General features: G+C 75.5%; 18 protein-coding genes. 9 read left to right on the top strand and 9 right to left on the bottom strand.

Annotated features, from left to right (window positions below):
* Positions 1-22: 22 nt before the first annotated feature.
* The 3 genes from EYB28_RS07850 to EYB28_RS07840 are packed head-to-tail and all read right to left on the bottom strand — an operon-like array spanning position 23 to position 3106.
* On the bottom strand, positions 23-961 hold the full coding sequence (locus EYB28_RS07850; protein ID WP_166846369.1) for a type II secretion system F family protein: 939 nt from the start codon (positions 959-961) through the stop codon (positions 23-25).
* Entirely contained in the window at positions 958-1815 is an 858-nt protein-coding gene (locus EYB28_RS07845) for a type II secretion system F family protein (protein ID WP_166846366.1), read from the bottom strand. The genes EYB28_RS07850 and EYB28_RS07845 overlap by 4 nt, the downstream gene beginning before the upstream one ends.
* Positions 1816-1825: 10 nt before the next feature.
* Entirely contained in the window at positions 1826-3106 is a 1281-nt protein-coding gene (locus tag EYB28_RS07840; RefSeq protein ID WP_166846364.1) for a CpaF family protein, read from the bottom strand.
* 117 nt (positions 3107-3223) lie between these two features.
* Here EYB28_RS07840 and EYB28_RS07835 point away from each other — a divergent pair, with 117 nt between their 5' ends.
* Positions 3224-4468 carry an aminotransferase class I/II-fold pyridoxal phosphate-dependent enzyme gene (locus EYB28_RS07835; RefSeq protein ID WP_166846361.1) on the top strand — a complete coding sequence of 415 codons (1245 nt, stop codon included), beginning with the start codon at positions 3224-3226 and terminating at the stop codon, positions 4466-4468.
* On the opposite strand, the gene EYB28_RS07830 is transcribed toward EYB28_RS07835, so the two are convergent.
* On the bottom strand, positions 4469-5089 hold the full coding sequence (locus EYB28_RS07830; RefSeq protein WP_166846359.1) for a LysE/ArgO family amino acid transporter: 621 nt from the start codon (positions 5087-5089) through the stop codon (positions 4469-4471).
* A gap of 74 nt (positions 5090-5163) precedes the next feature.
* Here EYB28_RS07830 and EYB28_RS07825 point away from each other — a divergent pair, with 74 nt between their 5' ends.
* A complete protein-coding gene (locus EYB28_RS07825; RefSeq protein ID WP_166846356.1) occupies positions 5164-6102 on the top strand; it encodes a LysR family transcriptional regulator ArgP in 939 nt (312 codons plus the stop codon).
* 21 nt (positions 6103-6123) lie between these two features.
* Here EYB28_RS07825 and EYB28_RS07820 read toward each other — a convergent pair whose 3' ends face one another.
* Both EYB28_RS07820 and EYB28_RS07815 read right to left on the bottom strand, forming a co-directional pair.
* Positions 6124-7410, bottom strand: a complete 1287-nt coding sequence (locus EYB28_RS07820; protein WP_240930435.1) for an LCP family protein — start codon at positions 7408-7410, stop codon at positions 6124-6126.
* A gap of 81 nt (positions 7411-7491) precedes the next feature.
* On the bottom strand, positions 7492-8724 hold the full coding sequence (locus tag EYB28_RS07815; RefSeq protein ID WP_166846354.1) for a multidrug effflux MFS transporter: 1233 nt from the start codon (positions 8722-8724) through the stop codon (positions 7492-7494).
* Between the two features lie 192 nt (positions 8725-8916).
* Between EYB28_RS07815 and EYB28_RS07810 the strand changes: the two genes are divergently transcribed.
* Complete coding sequence (locus EYB28_RS07810; protein ID WP_166846352.1) at positions 8917-9702, top strand: SOS response-associated peptidase; 786 nt, start codon at positions 8917-8919, stop codon at positions 9700-9702.
* Between the two features lie 18 nt (positions 9703-9720).
* On the opposite strand, the gene EYB28_RS07805 is transcribed toward EYB28_RS07810, so the two are convergent.
* Together EYB28_RS07805 and EYB28_RS07800 are read right to left on the bottom strand one after the other, a co-directional pair.
* Entirely contained in the window at positions 9721-10770 is a 1050-nt protein-coding gene (locus EYB28_RS07805) for an adenylate/guanylate cyclase domain-containing protein (RefSeq protein ID WP_166851931.1), read from the bottom strand.
* 96 nt (positions 10771-10866) lie between these two features.
* Positions 10867-11790 carry a biotin--[acetyl-CoA-carboxylase] ligase gene (locus tag EYB28_RS07800; RefSeq protein WP_166846349.1) on the bottom strand — a complete coding sequence of 308 codons (924 nt, stop codon included), beginning with the start codon at positions 11788-11790 and terminating at the stop codon, positions 10867-10869.
* A gap of 130 nt (positions 11791-11920) precedes the next feature.
* Between EYB28_RS07800 and EYB28_RS07795 the strand changes: the two genes are divergently transcribed.
* The 4 genes from EYB28_RS07795 to EYB28_RS07780 are packed head-to-tail and all read left to right on the top strand — an operon-like array spanning position 11921 to position 14931.
* Positions 11921-13552, top strand: coding sequence for an acyl-CoA carboxylase subunit beta (locus EYB28_RS07795; RefSeq protein ID WP_166846347.1), 1632 nt, complete (start codon positions 11921-11923; stop codon positions 13550-13552).
* A gap of 25 nt (positions 13553-13577) precedes the next feature.
* Positions 13578-14129 (top strand): hypothetical protein, encoded by a 552-nt coding sequence (locus tag EYB28_RS07790; RefSeq protein ID WP_166846344.1) that lies wholly within the window; start codon positions 13578-13580, stop codon positions 14127-14129.
* Positions 14126-14368, top strand: a complete 243-nt coding sequence (locus tag EYB28_RS07785; RefSeq protein ID WP_166846342.1) for an acyl-CoA carboxylase epsilon subunit — start codon at positions 14126-14128, stop codon at positions 14366-14368. The genes EYB28_RS07790 and EYB28_RS07785 overlap by 4 nt, the downstream gene beginning before the upstream one ends.
* Positions 14365-14931, top strand: coding sequence for a hypothetical protein (locus EYB28_RS07780; protein WP_166846340.1), 567 nt, complete (start codon positions 14365-14367; stop codon positions 14929-14931). Before EYB28_RS07785 ends, EYB28_RS07780 begins: the two co-directional genes overlap by 4 nt.
* Positions 14932-15015: 84 nt before the next feature.
* Here EYB28_RS07780 and EYB28_RS07775 read toward each other — a convergent pair whose 3' ends face one another.
* A complete protein-coding gene (locus tag EYB28_RS07775; protein WP_240930433.1) occupies positions 15016-16236 on the bottom strand; it encodes a glycerate kinase in 1221 nt (406 codons plus the stop codon).
* A 70-nt stretch (positions 16237-16306) separates the two neighbouring features.
* Between EYB28_RS07775 and EYB28_RS07770 the strand changes: the two genes are divergently transcribed.
* Entirely contained in the window at positions 16307-18046 is a 1740-nt protein-coding gene (locus EYB28_RS07770; protein ID WP_166846337.1) for a DUF885 domain-containing protein, read from the top strand.
* Between the two features lie 9 nt (positions 18047-18055).
* The gene (locus EYB28_RS07765; RefSeq protein WP_166846335.1) at positions 18056-18976 is read left to right on the top strand and encodes an AEC family transporter; all 921 of its coding nucleotides are present in this window, start codon (positions 18056-18058) and stop codon (positions 18974-18976) included.
* Positions 18977-19006 lie beyond the last annotated feature (30 nt).

Genomic DNA, 19006 nt, shown 5'->3' with positions numbered 1-19006 from the left:
GCGGCCGGGGAAGGGGCGTGGGTCAGAGGTCGATCCGCAGGGTGGCGAGGGACGGGAAGACGGCGAACACGACGGTGATGGGCAGGATGAGGAAGACGACCGGCACGAGCATGGCGACCTCCTTCTTCCCTCCGGCCTCCATGAGCGCCCGGCGCCCGGTCTCGCGCACGTCCTGCGCCTGGGCGCGGAGCACCTCGGCCAGCGGGGTGCCGCGCTCGAGCGCGACGGCGACGCCCTCCGCGAACCGCGTGAGCGACGGCAGGCCGGTGCGGTCCGCCATGGCCGTGAGGGCGGCGGCGATGGGCGCCCCGGCCCGCACCTCGGACAGCATCGTCGTGATCTCGCCGGACAGCTCGCCGCGGGCGGTGGCGGCGACGCGCTCGAGCGCGGGCACCGGGCCCTCGCCCGCGGTCACGGCGAGGGCCAGCAGCTCCGCGATGGTGGGGAACTCGGCCAGCATCCGCTCCTCGCGGCGACGCACCGCACGGCTCAGCTGCTGGTCGCAGAGCACGAACCCGGTGGCGCCGCAGAGCAGCACGAGAGCGACGAGCGGCACGGGCGTCGAGCCGCGGGTCGCCGCGAGCAGCAGCGCGAACGCGAGACCCGCGGCGAGACCCACGACGGCCCACACCACCTGGCGCACCCGGAACGACTCCACGCTCTGGTGCAGCCCGGCGCGGTCGAGGCGCCGGCGGAGCTCGGCGCGCGGCGACCCGAGCCGCTCGAACCAGTGGGCGGCGTCGGCGACCCACGGCGCCAGCAGGCGCTCGACGACGCCGAACGGGGTGTGCGCGTCGGCGTCGCGCAGCAGGCCCGACGTGGCGTCCCGGGGGCGCAGCGAGGGCGCGAGCCGCTCGTCCAGCGTGACCCGGCGTGCGCGCACGCGCGCCACGACGAGCAGGACGCCGAGGCCGCCGAGCAGCCCGATCAGGGCCCCCGACACGGAGAACCAGCCGCTCATCGCAGCACCCGGCCTTCCTCGGGCAGCCGCCCGATCCGGCGCATGAGCTGGTAGGCGAGCACGGTGACGCCGGCGCCGACGGCCAGCACCGCGACCCCGGCGGCGGAGTCGTACGCCTGTGCCGTCTCCGGGCGCGTGGCGAGGAAGCCCAGCACCACCCACGGACCGGCCGCCGCGAGCCGGGCACCGTTCACCGTCCAGGACTGGCGCGCCTCCAGCTCGCCGCGGGTGCGGGCGTCCTCGCGCAGGAACGCCGAAAGGGTGCGCAGCAGCCGGCCGAGGTCCGTGCCGCCCACCTCGCGGGTGAGGCGCAGCGCCTCGATGATGCGGTCGGCCACGGGGTCCGCGAGCCGTGCCTTGAGCAGGTCGAGGCACTCCCCGAACCGCCCGGTGGCCCGATAGTCCGCCGCGAACCGGGCGAACGGCTCGCGCAGCTCGACGGGCCCGCGCTCGCCGAGCTGGGCGACCGCCTCGGGCAGCGACAGGCCGGCGCGCACGCCGGAGGCGAGATGGTCGACGACCTCCGGCCAGACCTCGCGCAGGTCGCGGCGCCGCCGGCGCGCCCGGGCGCGCACGAGCACCTCCGGGGCGAGCGCCGCCATCGCGGCGAAGCAGACGGCGATGGCGGGCGACCGGGTGAGGGCGAGGCAGGCGAGGAACACGACGCCCCCGGCGGCCGCGCTGAGGGCCCACAGCGCCCGCGGCGTCACCGACCCGGCGCCCGCCTGGACGAGCAGGTCCTGCACGGCCGCGCTGCGCCCCGGGCGGCGCGGCGCCGGCGGCGCGGGCTCCCAGCACGACCACCACACGCACAGCAGCCCGGCGCCGAGCAGCAGACCGACGACGACTCCCACGCCCTCCCCCTCAGCGCGTCCCGGCGAGCAGCGCCCGCACGTCGACGCCGGCACGGGCGTAGCGCTCCTCGCCGGGCGGAAACCCGTCGCCCCGCACGAGCTCGGAGCCCTGGTCGATCCCGGTGCGGTGGAACAGGCCGGCGGTCTCCACACGGTCGCCCTCGACGCGGCCGGTGACGGCGACGATCTCCCGGACGCCCCGGCTGCCGTCCGCGGCCATGTCCAGGTGCACCACGAGGTCGATCGCGGAGGCCACGGTGGGCACCACGAAGCGGTCCGAGACGTTCTCCCCCGCGAGCAGCGGCAGCGTGCACATCTTCGTGACCGCCTCCCGCGCCGAGTTGGCGTGGATGGTGCACATCCCGGGGATGCCGGCGTTGAGCGCGACGAGCATGTCGAAGCTCTCCGCCTCGCGCACCTCCCCGATGACGATGCGGTCGGGCCGCATCCGCAGCGCCTCCTTGACCAACCGCCGCAGCGGGATCTCGCCGGTGCCCTCGAGGCTGGCCTGCCGGCACTGCATGGCCACGTGGTCGCGCGCCGACAGCCTGATCTCGAAGACCTCCTCCGCGGAGATGATGCGCTGGCCGACGGGGATGGACCCGGCGAGGGCGTTGAGCATCGTGGTCTTGCCGGCCTGCGTCGCCCCGGAGACGAGGACGTTGAGCCCGGCCCGCACGGAGGCGTCGAGGAACGCCGCGGCGTGCGGCGTGAGCGACCCGAGCCGGACGAGGTGGTCCAGGTGGTGGGCGCGCACCAGGTGCTTGCGGATGTTCACCGCCAGGTGGCGACGCGTGATGTCCGGGATGACGACGTGGAGGCGCTCGCCGCCGGGCAGGGACGCGTCGACGAACGGGCTGCTGAGGTCGAGCCGGCGCCCGCTGGACTTGAGCATGCGCTCGACGAGGTCGCGCACCTGGGCGTCGGTGAGGATCGTGGTGGTGAGCTCCGGCACGCCGCGGCGGGCGACGAACACCTGCGCGGGGCCGTTGATCCAGACCTCCTCGACCTCGGGGTCGTCGAGGTAGCGCTGCAGCGGGCCGAGCCCGCCGAGGGCGTCGGCGACGGTCCGGGCGGCGTCCGACGGGTCGTCCAGGGCGGGGACCACGCCGAGGGTCGCGCGCTCGTCGTAGTCGGCGGCGGCCTCGGCGACGAGCCGTTCCAGGCCCGCCCGGTCGCGGACGGGGTCGAGGCCCCGCCGGCGCACGAGCTCCCGGACCTCCTGCTCGAGGATCGCGGTGGCGTCGCGGCTCGCCAACGTCTCGGCCGGCACATGTCCCCCTGTCGTCATCGTCGCGTCCTCACGGCGTGCCCGGTCGGGCGCCGCCAGCGTAGGACATCGGGAGGTCCGGCCGTTGCGGGCCTGTGGACGACGCGCTCGTCGGCCCCCACCGCTAGGGTCGTCGCCATGCCCGACTCACCCCCGCCCGGACGCTGGCGCGACGTGGCGGCCGCGACCGGCCTGCTCGCGGCGGACGGCTCCGTCGCCCAGACGATCTTCGCCGAGATGACGGTGCTCGCGAACCGGGCCGGCGCGATCAACCTCGGTCAGGGGTTCCCCGACGTCGACGGGCCGGACGCCGTCCGGCAGGCGGCGAAGGACGCGATCGACGCGGGCCGCAACCAGTACGCGCCGGGCGACGGGCTGCCGGAGCTGCGGGCCGCCGTCGCCGACCACCAGCGCCGGCACTACGGCCTGGAGGTCGACCCGGCCACGCAGGTGCTCGTCACCACGGGGGCCACGGAGGCGCTGGCCGCATCGATCCTCGCGCTGACGGGGCCGGGCGACGAGGTGGTCACGCTCGAGCCGTTCTACGACTCGCACGCCGCGAGCATCGCCATGGCCGGCGCGACGCACGTGCCCGTACCGCTCACGACGGACGGGTTCCGGCTCGACGCCGACGCCCTGCGCGCGGCCGTCACGCCCCGCACCCGGATGATCGTCGTCAACACCCCGCACAACCCGACAGGCACCGTCCTGGAGCCCGCGGAGCTGGAGCAGGTCGCCGCCGTCGCGCGCGACGCGGACGCGATCGTGCTCACCGACGAGGTGTACGAGCACCTGACGTACGACGGCGCCGCCCACGTGCCGCTCGCCACGCTGCCGGGGATGGCGGGGCGCACTCTCACGGTGTCCTCCGCCGGCAAGACGTTCAGCCTCACGGGCTGGAAGGTCGGCTGGCTGCACGGGCCGGCCGACCTGGTCACGGCGGTGCGGACCGTCAAGCAGTTCCTCACCTACAGCTCCGGCCCGCCGTTCCAGGCCGCCATCGCCGGCGCCCTGGCCGACGACGAGGCGCCGCGCGCGCTGGCCGCCTCGCTCGCGGCCCGGCGCGACCTGCTGTGCGAGGGGCTCACCGCGGCCGGCTTCGACATCACGGTGCCGCAGGGCACGTACTTCGTCGTCGCGGACGCGACGCCGCTCCTCGACCGGGCCGGCGTGGCCGCGGGACCGGGCGCCGGGCACGAGCTGTGCCTGCGGCTGCCCGACCTGGCGGGGGTCGTCGCCGTCCCGGTGTCCGCGTTCTGCCGCTCCGGGTCGGCCGCCGCCGAGGCCACGGCGGCCCACCTGCGCTTCACGTTCGTCAAGCGCGAGCCGGTGCTGCGCGACGCCGTCGACCGCCTCGCGGGCCTCGCCCGCGCCGCCCGCTGACTACGCCCCGGCGACCAGGGAGACCGCGACGGCGACCATGATCGCCGCGACCACGGCGTCGACGACCCGCCACGCCCCTGGCCGCGCGAGCACGGGGGCGAGCAGGCGGGCGCCGTGGCCCAGGGCGGCGAAGAACAGCACGCTCGACGCCGCGGCACCGGCCGTGAACCACCAGCGCGCATCGCCGTACGAGGCCGCCACGGAGCCCTGCAGCACGATCGTGTCCAGGTAGACGTGCGGGTTCAGCCAGGTGATCGCGAGCGCCGTGAGCAGCACGGGCCGCAGCCGGCGTCCGGCGTCGGCCACCGCGCCGTCGGGCGCCGCGTGCAGCGACTCCTCCTCGCCGCGCCACGCCCGGCGGGCCGCGAGCGCCCCGTAGCCGAGGACGACGGCGGCGCCCGCCCACCGGGCGACCTCGACGAAGCCCGGGTGCCGCAGCACGAGCGCCCCGAGTCCGCCGGTACCCGCGGTGTACAGCAGGACGTCGGAGGCCGCGCACACGGCCACGACGGCGCCGACGTGCTCACGGCGCACGCCGGCGCGCAGGACGAAGGCGTTCTGCGCGCCGATCGCGACGATGAGGGACAGTCCGAAGCCGAGGCCGGCCAGCAGGGTGAGCACCCGGCGACGGTAGGCAGGCCACGATGATCAAGTCCATCTGTTCTTCCTTCACCTGATGAAGCCATACTTCAGGTATGCGATGGGACTCCGGTCAGCTCGAGGCGCTGGCGGCCGTGCTCACCGAGGGATCGTTCGAGGGGGCCGCCCGGGCGCTGCACGTGACGCCGTCGGCGGTGAGCCAGCGCATCCGTGCGCTGGAGAGCGCGGCGGGCGGCGTGCTGGTGCGCCGCACCCGCCCGGCCTCCCCGACCGCACCGGGGCGCACCCTGCTGCGGCTGGCCCGGCAGGTGGAGCTGCTCGGCGCGGAGGCCGCGCGAGAGCTCGGCGACCCCGGCGGGCCGGGGCCGGTCACCGTCCCGCTCGCCGTGAACGCGGACTCACTGGCCACGTGGGTGATGCCGGCGCTGGAGTCCGTGGACGGCGTGTGCTTCGACCTGTACCGCGAGGACCAGGACCGCACGGTGGACCTGCTGCCGACGGGGGTCGTGATGGCGGCCGTCACCTCGCAGCGCGAGCCCGTGCAGGGGTGCACCTCGGTGCCGCTGGGCGTCACGCGCTACCGCCCGGCCGCCGCGCCGTCCGTGATGGAGCGATGGTTCCCCGACGGGCCCACGCCCGACGCCCTGGGCCGGGCCCCGATGGTCGTGTTCAACCGGGCCGACGACCTGCAGGACGGCTGGCTGCGCGCGCGAGCGGCCGCGGCGGGGGTGCCCGTCCCGCGGCCGCCGCGGCACCACGTGCCGAGCACGTCCGAGTTCCTGGACGCGATCCGCCGCGGCCTCGGGTGGGGCATGTGGGGGCCGCTGCCGCGCCCCGGCGCCCGCTTCGGCCTGCTGGACGGCGGTCGCTCCGGCGACGGCGGTGACGAGGTCCGCATGCTCGACGACGACGCCGTGGTCGACGTCCCGATCTACCTGCAGCAGTGGAAGCTGCGCTCGGAGGTGCTCGACCGCGTGGCCGACGCCCTGGTCACCGCGGCCGCGCGGGCGCTGCCCCCGGTGCCGGGCCACTGACCCGACGGCGCCGGACGGCGCTCAGGCGCACACCCCGGGCAGCACGGACGGGCTGGACGAGGGGCTCGGCGACGTGCCGTCCGAGGGGCTCGTGGACGGGTCGGACGCGCCGGGGTCGTCGTCCTCGACCGGGGTGACGTCGGCCTCCTCGCCGTCCGAGCCCTCGCCGTCCTCGGTCCCTCCGGAGCCGCCGGTCTCTCCGCCGGACGCCTCGACGGCCGTGCCGGGAGGCGCCTCGTCGGCACGGATCCGCTCCCAGACGGCGTCGGCCTCGTCGGTCCACACCACCCGGTTGGGGTCGCTGGGCGCCGCGACGACCGGCACCGAGGTGAACACGATCCGCCGCGGGTCGATGTCCCGCACGCTCCACGCCAGGCCGGCGAGCGCCGTCGGGCTGGCGAGCTCCGGGCCGGTGGAGATCGACCCGAGGATCTCCCGCACCATCCGGTACAGGCGCGGCGAGTCGGTGATGACGTTCTGCGCCAGGATCTCGCGCAGCGCGGCGTCGAAGAACGCCTGCTGGCGCTCGATGCGCTTGAGGTCGCTGCCGATCTCCAGGCCCATGCCCTCGCCCTGGCGGGCGCGCAGGAAGTTGATGGCCGTGTAGCCGTCGAGGCGCTGCTTGCCGGCCTCGAGGTCGAGGTCGACCTTGCGGCCGACGACGGGCTCGGGCAGGCACATGGTCACGCCGCCGATGGCGTCGACGACCCCGATCACGCCGGTCATCTCGACGACCATGTGGTGGGTGACGCGCACGCCCGTGAGGGCCTCGACGGTGCGGATGGTGCAGGCCGCGGCGCCGGTGACGTCCTTGTCCGGGCCCCCGCCGAGCGCGAAGGCCGAGTTGAACATCGCGCCCGACCGCGCCTCGGTCTCGCCGCCCCCGGGCAGCGGACACGCGGGGATGTCGACGAGGGAGTCGCGCGGGATGGACACGGCCTCGATGCGGCTGCGGTCGCCCGAGACGTGCACCAGCAGGGTGGTGTCCGAGTGGAACTCGTCCCCCTCGCCGGCGATCTCGGCGTTGGCGTCGTCGCGGAAGTCCGTCCCCATGACGAGGATGTTCAGGGCCTGCCCGGCGAACGGGTCGCTCGGGTCCTGCTCCTCGGCGACGGCGGGCGGCCGCTCGCGGTCGTCGCCGAGCAACGTGTCGACGTCGGACACCTGGATCTGCGAGCGCAGGTCGAGGAACGTCGCGGCCATGCCGACCCCCAGGAGCACGACGACGGCCGTCACGACGAGCGCCACGACGCGCACCGCGCGGTGCGCGGTGGCCGTCGTCGCGTGCCGGGGGGCGGGCCGCTCCACACCTGCACCCTAGGCGCTGAGCAGCGCGTTCGCGCCTGGAGAGCTGCCACCCGCCCTGGCGGACGGCCCTCCCGGCGGCCGTCAGTGCGCCATGCCGACCCATCCCCCGCGCCGGTAGGCGGGGGTGGCGAGCGCGAGCACGAGCAGGGCGCAGCACAGCGCCCCGAGCATCACCGAGGACATCGCGACGGCGCCGCCTCCCAGGAAGCCGACCAGCGGCGAGACGACGCCCGCGACGCCGGACTGGGTGGCGCCGATGACGGCGGCGGCCGTGCCGGCCCGCTCGCCGTGGCGCGACAGGGCGATGGCGGAGGCGTTGGCCGGGATGAGCCCCTGGAAGGCCAGCACGACCCACAGCGCGACGAGCAGCCCGATGATGCCGCCGAACCCGGTGAGGGCCACGGCCAGCAGGACGACGGCGAACACACCCTGGATCGCCAGCGCGGCGCGCAGCAGGCGGATGGGCGCCACCCTGCGCACGAGCGCCGCGTTGATCTGCGCCGAGACGACGAGGCCGAGCCCGTTGAGCGCGAAGAGGACCGCGAACTGCCCGTGCGACAGTCCGTACCCGGTCTGGAAGACGAACGGCGAGCCGACGACGTAGCTCATCAGGACGGCCTGCCCGAGCCCCGGCATCACCGCGAGCGCCATGAAGTGCCGGTCCTTGACGAGCGAGAGGTACCCGGCGAACACGCTGCGCAGCCCGCCGGTCTGGCGGCGCTCGACGGCGTGGGTCTCCGGCATGACGCGCCACACCACGACGGCCAGGGTGGCCCCGGCGAGCGCGAGCACGGCGAACACCCAGCGCCAGCCCGCGGCGGCCGCGACCGCGGACCCGAACGTCGGGGCGAGCATCGGCGCAACCCCGATGACGAGCATCAGCCGCGACAGGATGCGTGCCGCCTCCGCACCGACGAACCGGTCGCGGACCACCGCCATCGCGGCCACGCCGCAGGCCGCGTTGAAGAACCCCTGCATCAGGCGCAGCCCGATCAGCACGGTCATGTTCGGCGCGACCGCGCACAGCAGCGAGGTCACGATGTGCAGCGCGAGCCCCCACAGGAGCGGCCGGCGCCGGCCGAACCGGTCGGAGAGCGGCCCGATGACGAGCTGCCCGGCGGCGCCGCCGACGAGCATGATCGACACGGACAGCTGGGCGAACGACTCCGACGAGCCCAGGTCCGCCGCGACCTCCGGCAGGGAGGGCAGGTACATGTCGACGGTGAAGGCGGGGAGAGCGGCGAGCGCGCCGAGCATCAGCACCCAGCGGTACGGGGAGCGGGCGCGCGTGGGTCTCGCAGGTTCGTCGGGCATGGCCGCCATCCTATCGAAACGATACGACGCGCGGCAGGGTCTTTCCGGTGCGGTTCGCGTGTCCCCGCTCACCCGCCGTCCCCCACCCCGCTCGGTGGTTCTGACGTGTCACGTATTCGGCCCCGTTCCGCGACACGTCAGAACCACCGGCGGGCGGCAGGGGCTGTCGGTGGCGTGCGCGACGATGGACCCATGTGCGGCCGCTACGCGTCCTTCCGCGACGCCCAGGACATCGCCGACGACCTCGCGATCGCCGAGATCGCCGACGACGCGCGGCTGCTGCCGCCGTCGTGGAACGTGGCCCCCACCGACCCGGTGCGGATCGTCGTCGAGCGGCCGCGGCGCATCGACGGGAAGAACACCGGCGAGATCACCCGCTCGCTGCGCGTGGCCCGCTGGGGGCTGGTGCCGTCGTGGGCGAAGGACCCCGGCGTCGGCGCCCGCATGATCAACGCGCGCTCCGAGACGCTGCTGTCCAAGAGCGCGTTCGCGCGCCCGCTGGCGGTGCGCCGCTGCCTGCTGCCGGCCGACGGGTACTACGAGTGGCGCAAGCTCCCGCTCCCGGAGGGAGCACCGGCCCGCGCCAAGGTGCCCAAGCAGGCGTACTGGATCCACCCGGCGGGCGGCCGCGTGGCCGCGCTCGCGGGGCTCTACGAGTTCTGGCGCGACCCGGCCAGGGCCGACGACGACCCCGACCGCTGGCTCGTCTCGGCAACGGTCGTCACAACGGCGGCCTCCGACGGCCTCGAGCGCATCCACGACCGCATGCCCGTGATCCTGCCGGCCGGCTCCTGGGACGCGTGGCTCGACCCGGCCGTCGGCGCCGAGGAGGCGATGGCGATCGTCGGCGGCCCGCACGTCGGCATGGACACGCGCCCCGTCGAGGCGGCCGTGGGGTCCGTGCGGAACAACCGCCCGACCCTGATCGAGCGCGACCCCGCGCCGCTCGACCCCGACGTCGTGTCCCTCGGGGCGTGAGCGTTCCCGGGGAGCACGTCAGCCGCCGGTGTAGGCCCGCTGCAGCCGGACCGGCGTGATCTCCCCGATGCCCTGCACGTCCCGGGCCGGCTGCTCCGTGAGCGCGTAGCGGGACGACGAGGCGAGCAGCGACGCGGTCGGCGGGTCCACGAGCACCGTCGCGGGCTCGGCCAGCTCGGAGATCCGCGAGGCCAGGTTGACGTCGGGCCCGAACACGTCGCCGAAGCGGGACAGCACGCGGCCCCACACGAACCCGACACGCACCGGGATCTGGTCGTCGGCCGCGTGGGGGGCGGCCAGGCCGAGGGCGACCTCGGCGCCGGTCGTGACGTCGTCGGCCACGAACAGGACCGCGTCGCCGACGGTCTTGACGACGCGCCCGCCGGCCTCGGTGATGACGTCCCGCGCCCGGGACTCGAAGAGCTGCACGAACTCCGAGAGCTCCTGCGAGCCCAGGCCCGCGGTCCGCTTGGTGAACGACACGATGTCCGCGAAGCCGACGGCGCGGCGCAGCGGCAGCTCGTCCACGCCGCCCGCCGCCGCGGGACCGCGGGCGCCGCCGAACTCCGTCGCGAGCCGGCCGGTGAGCGCCGCGAGCTGGCGCCGCCACGCGTGCTCGAGCTGGCGCGTGAGCTTGTCCGCCAGCTCGGGCACGCGGTCCAGGGCCATGAGCCGGGCGCTGACCTCGTCCAGCTCGTACCGGCGCTGCAGGTGCTCCACCAGCGCCTCCACGTGCCACAGCGCGAGCCGGTCCGTGGTGTGCCCGAGCGAGCGGATGAACGTCATCTGCGCCTGCTCGTCGAGGCGCTCGTCGTCGACGAGCGCGCCGATCTCCCGCATGGACGCCATGTCCGCGTCGGTGAACCACACCTCCGTGGGGTGGGTGACCGGCAGCCCCAGCCACCGCCAGTAGCTCTCGATGAACTCCTGGCTCAGGCCCGTGCCCTCGACCAGGTCCGTGAGGGTGTAGCGGCGCGGGCCGCCCAGGATCTCCTCGTCCAGCCGGGCCGCGGTGTCCGCCACGGTGTCGTCGTCCGCGGGGTCGCCGGCGGCACCGCCGCCGGTCATGGTGTCGCTCGTCACGCCTCCACTGTAGTCAGCGCCCCTGGGCGCGCCCTGAGCGCGCCCTGACGCCCTCCGGGCCTTCGTTCGGCAGTCCAGGACTCATTCGGTCCCGCCAGGTGCCGAACGAGTCCCGGACTGCCGAACGAGACCGACCCGGCGCAGGTGGTGGACGTCGCCGGCGGTGACGGCGCGCTCGCCGTCGCCGGTCGCCAGCACCAGACCGCCGTCGCTCGCCACCCGGGTGGCCACGCCCACCACCTCGCCCGCTCCCCCGGCCAGCTCGGCCCGCACCCGGGTGCCGAGCGTCGCGGACAGCGCGGCGTACTCGGACGCGACGCCCGCGGCCGCCGCGTCGCCGCCCGCCGCCTCCAGACGCCCGACGGCGGCGACGAGCTCGCGCACGAGGCCGGCGAGCAGGGCCGTCCTGTCGACCCTCGCGCCGGCCAGCGCGAGCGACGTCGCCCCGGCGACGGGCAGCTCGTCGGGGCGCTGGTGGACGTTGAGCCCGACGCCGACCACGACGGCCGGGCCGCCCGCCGAGCGACCCGTCGGCCCCGGCCCCGCGGGCACGACCTCGGCGAGCACGCCGGCCACCTTCCGGTGGGGGCCGAGGCCCGCCCCCTCGGTCGGCGCCGGCAGCAGCACGTCGTTGGGCCACTTGAGCCGGGCGGCGACGCCACCGGGCAGCACGTCGCCCACGGCGCGCGCGACGGCGCACCCGGCGACGAGCGGCAGCCAGCCCAGAGCGGCGGCGGGCAGGCGGGGGCGCAGGAGCAGCGAGACGGTCAGCGCGGCGCGCGGCGGCGTCTGCCAGGCCCGTCCGGCGCGCCCGCGACCGGCCACCTGGTGCTCGGCCACGAGCAGCGCGGGCGCCGGCCACGCGTCCGGGTCCTCGCCGGCGGCGCGCACCAGCGTCGTGTTGGTCGACGGCGAGGTGTTGACGACGTCGAGCCGCGCGAGCGGCCCCACGGGGCGGAGGAGGTCGCGGCGCAGCACGCCGGCGTCGAGCGGGGGGCGGGCCATGCACCCGATCCTCTCGCACCGCAGCGCCGTCCGGCACGACCCGGTTTGTATGAACCCCACAAGAGTCCGCGGGTGCGCGGCGGCCTGTCGCGCATCGAACCGTAGGCTTCGGCCATCTAGGGTCGGTCAGGTGAACGACGCGACCACCCCCACGACCGAGGCACCGGCCGGCACCCAGACCGGCACCGCCGCCAAGCTCGCCGACCTGGAGCGCCGCCGGGCGGAGGCCGTGACCCAGGCCGAGGAGAAGGCGCAGGCCAAGCAGCACTCGCGCGGCAAGAAGACCGCCCGCGAGCGCATCGAGGACCTGCTCGACGAGGGCAGCTTCGTCGAGCTCGACGCCCTCGCCGCGCACCGCAGCCGCAACTTCGGCCTCGACAAGCGGCGGATCGCGGGCGACGGCGTCGTGGTCGGCCACGGCACGATCGACGGCCGCCAGGTGTGCGTGTTCAGCCAGGACTTCACGGTGTTCGGCGGGTCGCTGGGCGAGGTGCACGGCCAGAAGATCGCCAAGGTGCAGGACCTCGCGTTGCGCACCGGGGTGCCGATCATCGGCATCTCCGACGGCGGTGGCGCGCGCATCCAGGAGGGTGTCGCGGCCCTCACCCAGTTCGCGGAGATGTTCCGGCGCAACGTCGCGGCGTCGGGCGTCGTCCCGCAGATCTCGCTGATCCTCGGCCCGAGCGCGGGCGGCGCCGTCTACTCCCCCGCCCTCACGGACTTCATCGTGATGGCCGACAAGACGTCGAACATGTTCATCACCGGCCCCGACGTGATCCGCACGGTCACCGGCGAGGACGTCGACTTCGAGACGCTCGGCGGCGGGCGCACCCACAACACCACCTCCGGCGTGGCGCACTACCTGGCGCCGGACGAGGACGACGCGATCGACTACGTGAGGCACCTCGTCGGCTATCTGCCGCAGAACAATCTCGGCGACGCGCCGTCGTTCCCGCCCCAGGACCCGGACGACGCCGTCGACCTGGCGCCCACGCCGGAGGACGAGGCGCTCGACACGATCGTCCCGGACAGCGACAACCAGCCGTACGACATGCGCGCCGTGGTCGAGGCGGTGCTGGACCCGGACTCGTTCCTCGAGGTGCAGCCGCTGTTCGCGCAGAACGTGCTGGTCGGCTTCGGGCACGTGGAGGGCCAGAGCGTCGGCGTGATCGCGAACCAGCCGCTGTCGATGGCGGGCACGCTCGACATCGACGCCGCCGAGAAGGCGGCGCGCTTCGTGCGCACCTGCGACGCGTTCAACATCCCCGTGCTGACGTTCGTCGACGTGCCCGGCTTCCTGCCCGGCGTCGGCCAGGAGCACCAGGGCATCATCCGCCGCGGCGCCAAGCTGATCTACGCCTACGCCGAGGCGACCGTGCCGCTGGTCACCGTCATCACGCGCAAGGCGTACGGCGGCGCGTACATCGTGATGGGCTCCAAGCAGCTCGGCGCGGACGTCAACCTCGCCTGGCCGACGGCGCAGGTCGCGGTGATGGGCGCCTCGGGTGCGGTGAACATCCTGCACCGCGCCACGCTGAAGGAGACCGCGGAGACCGGCGGCGACGTCGAGGCGGAGCGGGCGCGCCTGACCGACGAGTACACGGACGCCATCGTGAACCCGTGGGACGCCGCCGAGCGCGGGTACGTCGACGCCGTGATCCGCCCGTCCGAGACGCGCGAGCAGGTGACCCGCGCGCTGCGGGCGCTGCGCACCAAGCGCGCGGCCCTGCCCCCGAAGAAGCACGGCAACATCCCGCTGTGACCCTCGGTTGTAGGAGAATCGCCGGATGAGCCACGAGGACGCCACGCACGGACCGGCCCCGCTCGGGTCGGTCGACCCGGAACCGATGCACCGCGCCGTGGACGCGCTCGCGAACGCGCTGCACGAGTACGTGACCACCGCGGTGGGCGTGCGCGCCGAGTTCGGCGCCGCGGAGGCGGACGAGGACCCACGCGTCCTCGCGCTCGAGAACCGCGTGGGCACGCTCAACGCCTCGCTGTTCGACGCCATGCACGATTCGCTGGGCATGCACCCCGACCTCACGAGCTCGGTGTGGCAGCCGGGCGCGGGCGACGAGCCCGCCGAGGCGCACGACGCGCCGGAGGGGGCGGTCCCGGCGGAGGTGTTCTACCTCGGCTTCGTCGTCGCCGACCCCGCGCCGGGGGCGTCGATGACGCTGGACGGCGTGGTGGAGATGCTCGACGAGGCGGGCGCCGACGTCGCCCAGCGGCTGTTCGACGGCGGGTACGAGGTCGCCGAGTGGGCGACCTCGCGCGGCGCCGCGGTGGAGTTCGGCGACGACGACGAGATCGACGACGACCCCGAGGAGGACCGATGAGCCCCCAGGTGCGCGTGGTGCGCGGCCGGCCCGACGACGTCGAGGTGGCCGCGCTGGTCGCCGGCCTCGCGGCCGTCTCGTCGGCGAGCGGGCTGCCGGACGACGAGGCCCCGGTGGACGAGTGGACGAACCGCTCCCGCACGGTGCGCGGCAACGGCGCGGGCGTCACCGCGAAGAGCTTCGGCGGCCGGTGGGGCCGCCACCACGCCGACGCGTGGCGCTGGAGCCTGCGTTCGTGAGCGTCGTCTGGCAGCACGTCGACGGCGCGGACGACGTGGAGGCGCCGCTGGGCGAGCTGCCCGCCGCCGACCGTCCGGGCCCGCTGCGCCGCTGGCTGTGGGCGCCGGCGCTCGTGGCGGCCGGCGGCCTGTACGTGGCGCGGCGGCTCGTCGAGAACCCGTCGGGCGTACTCGAGCTCTGGCTGTTCATGGGCGTGCTCGCGGCACTGATGGTGACGGCCGTCGCGGCGCTGGTGCGGTACCGCGACGACCAGCGGCTCGCCGCCGAGACCGCCGCCTCCGCGGCGTTCGCCACCGGAGCCCGGGCTGCCACCGGGTCGGTCACGGTGCGCGAGCGCTCGACGTCGTCCGGCACCCTGCTCTCGGGCCTGCTCACCTACCCCACCGGCGACGGCACCGCCGAGGCGACCTGGTCAATGATGCTGCGCGCCGGGGACGAGACCGAGCCGCCGCGCGACGGCGACCCCGTCGCCGTGTGGTGGGCACCCGGCACCGACACCGTGGTGGCGCGGTACCAGCGGGACTGGGCCGACGCCCTGCGCCGCCGGGCCGAGGGCCGCTGACCCGCCTTCCCTCGGGTCGGCAGTCCGTCCCCGGGTCGGCACGGATGTCTGCCGACCCGGCGACGGAGTGCCGACATGGGCCCGTCAGCCGCGGGCGTCGCCGGCGGCGAAGAGCCCGCAGGCGTGGGCGGCGGTGTGCTCCAGCTCGACCAGGGCGTCGCGGGAGAGCTCGGCGAGCGTCCGCGGCCCCGGCGCGATGGAGAACGCGGCGGCGATGCCGGCGTCGCGCACCTGCGCGGGCGAGAGCTCCACTCCCCCGGCGACCACGACGACGCTCGCCCCGGCGGGCGCGAGACGCACCACGGTGTCGACGACCTTGCCGTGCAGCGACTGCTCGTCCAGGCGCCCCTCGCCGGTGAGGACGAGGTCGGCGTCCGCGAGCGCCGTGTCGAGCCCCACGGCCTCGGCGACCAGGACGCCGCCGGGCACGAGCTCGGCACCGAGCACGGCCGACAGCCCGGCCGGCAGCCCGCCGGACGCCCCGGCGCCGGCGAGCTCCCGCACGTCCTGGCCGGTCGCGGCGTCGAGCACGGCGGCGAACCGGGCCAGCCCGTCCTCCAGCGCCGCGACGTCGTCGGGGCCGGCGCCCTTCTGCGGGCCGAAGACGGCGGCCGCGCCCCGCTCGCCCAGCAGCGGGTTGTCGACGTCGCACGCGATGCGCCAGCGCACGCCGCGAGCGCGCCGGTCGAGCCCGTCGAGGTCGAGGGCGGCTACGTCGCGCAGGCCTCCGCCGCCCGGCGCGACCGGCGTACCGGAGTCGTCGAGGAACCGCGCCCCGAGGGCGGCGAGCAGCCCGGCGCCGCCGTCGGTGGTCGCGGACCCTCCGACGAAGAGCACGACCTCCTCGGCCGCCGGCGCCGCGTCGAGGGCGGCGAGCGCGAGCGTCCCGACGCCGTGGCTCGTCGCCTCCAGCGGTCGCAGGTCGTCCGCGACGAGCGGCAGCCCGTAGGCCTCCGCCGCCTCGACCACGACGGTCCGCCCGCCTGGCGACACGCCGTACCGCGCCGTCGTCGGCCGCCCGAGCGCGTCGGTCGTCTCGAAGGTGCCGGGCACCACGCCCCAGGCGTCGAGCACGGCGTCCAGGGTGCCCTCCCCGCCGTCGGCGAACGGGATCGCGCGGACGTCGGCGGCGGCGCCGAGGGCGGCGCGCGCCCCGGCGGCCAGCGCGTCGGCGACCTGCGTGGCGGTCGCGCTGCCCTTGAACGAGTCGGGGGCGACCACGACGCGCAGCGGCACGGTGGTGCCGGTGGTGCCGGTGGTGCCGGTGGTGCCGGTGGTCTGGCCGTCTCTCACGTCGTCGTGCACGGTCCGGAACGCTACCGGCTCGCGCCGCGACTGCGCCGTGGTGTCCACGGCAGGTCATAGGCTGCGGCCTGTGACCTCCAGCACCCCGCACCCGCACTCACCCCGCACCCCCACCCGGATCGACGCCGTCGCCGACGCGTACGTGGCCCGTTCCGCCGAGCTCGACCCGATCTTCGCGACGGCGGTGGGCGTGCCCGGCCACGACCACCGGATGCCGGACCTGTCCCCCGCGGGCCACGAGGAGCGCGCGGCGGCCGACCAGGCCATCCTGCGCGAGCTCGACGCCGCGGAGCGCGAGCAGGGCGGGCCGGCGGACGCCGTCGACCGCGTCACGCTCGCGGCGATGCGCGAGCGGGTCGGGCTGGCGCTGGAGCTGCACGACTCGGGCGAGCCGCTGGCCAGCCTCAACAACATCGAGTCGCCGGTGCAGCAGCTGCGCGACGTCTTCGACCTCATGCCGACCGGCACGACCGAGGCGTGGGAGAACGTCGCCTCCCGGCTGACGGGGATCCCGGAGGCCGTCGAGGGCTACGTCGCGTCCCTCACCGAGGCGGCCCGCCGCGGCCGGGTGGCGGCGGTCCGACAGGTGCGCGAGGGGATCACCCAGGCGCGCGAGCTCGCCGGCTTCGACGGCGAGTCGTTCTTCGACACGCTGGTGCGCGGCCCGGAGGTGGACGCGGTGCTCGACGAGTCGTCGGCCTGCAGCCTGGTGCGTGCCGAGCTGGAGCGCGGCGCGGCCGCCGCCCGGTCGGCGTACGCGCGGCTCGCGGACCACCTGGAGCGCGAGCTGGCGCCACGGGCGCCGGAGCGCGACGCCGTCGGGCGCGACCGCTACGGGCTGTTCTCCCGCGAGTTCCTCGGGGCCGAGGTGGACCTCGACGAGACGTACGAGTGGGGGCTCGACGAGCTCGCCCGCATCGTCGCCGAGCAGGAGGCCGTGGCCCGGAAGATCGCGGGGCCCGGCGCCTCCGTCGCGGACGCCGTCGCCGCGCTCGACGCCGACCCGGAGCGCACCCTGCACGGCACGGACGCGCTGCGGCGCTGGATGCAGGCCACCGCGGACGCGGCGATCGAGGACCTCGCGGGCACCCACTTCGACATCTCCGAGCCGGTCCGCACCATCGAGTGCCGTATCGCCCCGACGCAGACGGGTGGCATCTACTACACCCCGCCGAGCGACGACTTCTCCCGGCCCGGGCGCATGTGGTGGTCCGTGCCCGCCGACGTCACCGAGTTCAACACCTGGCGGGAGAAGACGACGGTCTACCACGAGGGCGTGCCGGGCCACCACCTGCAGTGCGCGGCCGCCGTCGAGGCCCGCGACACCCTCAACTCGTGGCGGCGGCTGGGATGCTGGGTCTCCGGCCACGGCGAGGGCTGGGCCCTGTACGCGGAGCGGCTCATGGCCGACCTCGGCCACCTCGACGACCCGGGCGACCGGTTCGGGATGCTCGACGCGCAGCGCATGCGTGCCGCGCGCGTCGTCCTCGACATCGGCGTCCACCTGGGCAAGCGCGCCCCCGAGCGGTGGGGCGGCGGCACCTGGGACGCCGAGAAGGCGTGGCCGTTCCTGCTGGCGAACGTTAACATGCCGGAGTCGTTCGTGCGGTTCGAGCTCAACCGGTATCTCGGGTGGCCTGGCCAGGCGCCGTCGTACAAGGTGGGCCAGCGGCTGTGGGAGCAGGCGCGCGACGACGCCCGGGCCGCCGCGGCCGCGCGGGGCGAGGAGTTCGACCTGCGCGGCTTCCACGCACGCGCCCTGTCGCTCGGGTCGGTGGGGCTCGACGTGCTGCGCGACGCGCTGCGCTGACCGTCCCGCATGCAAGGGATCTTCACCGGCTTCGCGATCATCGGCGTCGTCATCGCCGCCGGCTACCTCGCGGCGCGGCTGCGGCTCGGCGGGCCCGACGCCCGGACGGTGCTCAACCGGATCGGGTTCTTCGTCGCCAGCCCGGCGCTGCTGTTCACCGTCATCGCACGGGCGGACGTCGGCGCCCTGTTCCACGCGCCGCTGCTGGTGCAGGCCGTGGCCGCGGTCACGACCGCAGCCCTGTTCGTCGTGCTCAACCTGCTGTGGCTGCACCGCCCGGCCGCGGAGGCGACCGTCGGCGCGGTCGGCGCCGGGTACGTCAACGCCAACAACATCGGCCTGCCCGTGGCGGTGTACGTCCTGGACGACCCGACCGCCGTGGTACCGGTGATCCTGCTGCAGCTGCTGGTGCTGGCCCCCGTGACGCTGCTGGTGCTCGACGCGCAGACGTCCGGGCACGTGTCCGTGCGGTTCGTGCTCGCCCAGCCGGTGCGCAACCCGATCATCCTCGGGTCGCTCGCTGGCGCGCTCGTGTCGGCGGCGGGCTGGTCGCCGCCGGACGTGGTGATGGCACCGCTGGAGATCCTCGGCGGCGCGGCGATCCCGATGATCCTGCTCGCGTTCGGCATGTCGCTGCACGGCTCGCGGCCGCTCGCCCGAGGCGAGAGCCGCGCGCCCGCGCTCGTCGCCGCCGGCCTCAAGGCGGTGGTGATGCCGGCCCTCGCCTACGTGCTCGCCCGGTACGCCGCGGGCCTCGACGACGCGGGCGTGGTCACCGCGGTCACCCTGGCCGCGCTGCCGACGGCGCAGAACGTGTACAACTACGCCGCCCGCTTCCGTACCGCCGAGCTGCTCGCTCGCGACACCATCCTCGTCACGACCCTCGCCTCGCCGGTCGTGCTGCTGGTGGCGGCCGTCCTCCTCGCCTAGCCCCGCCGCGGGCCCGGTAGGGTCCTGCGC

Origin of the sequence: Isoptericola sp. BMS4, from assembly GCF_011634835.1 — a bacterium.
Taxonomy (GTDB): Bacteria; Actinomycetota; Actinomycetes; order Actinomycetales; family Cellulomonadaceae; genus Isoptericola.
Note: the sequence above shows the minus strand (reverse complement) of the source record. Positions and strands in the feature narration are given on the sequence as shown.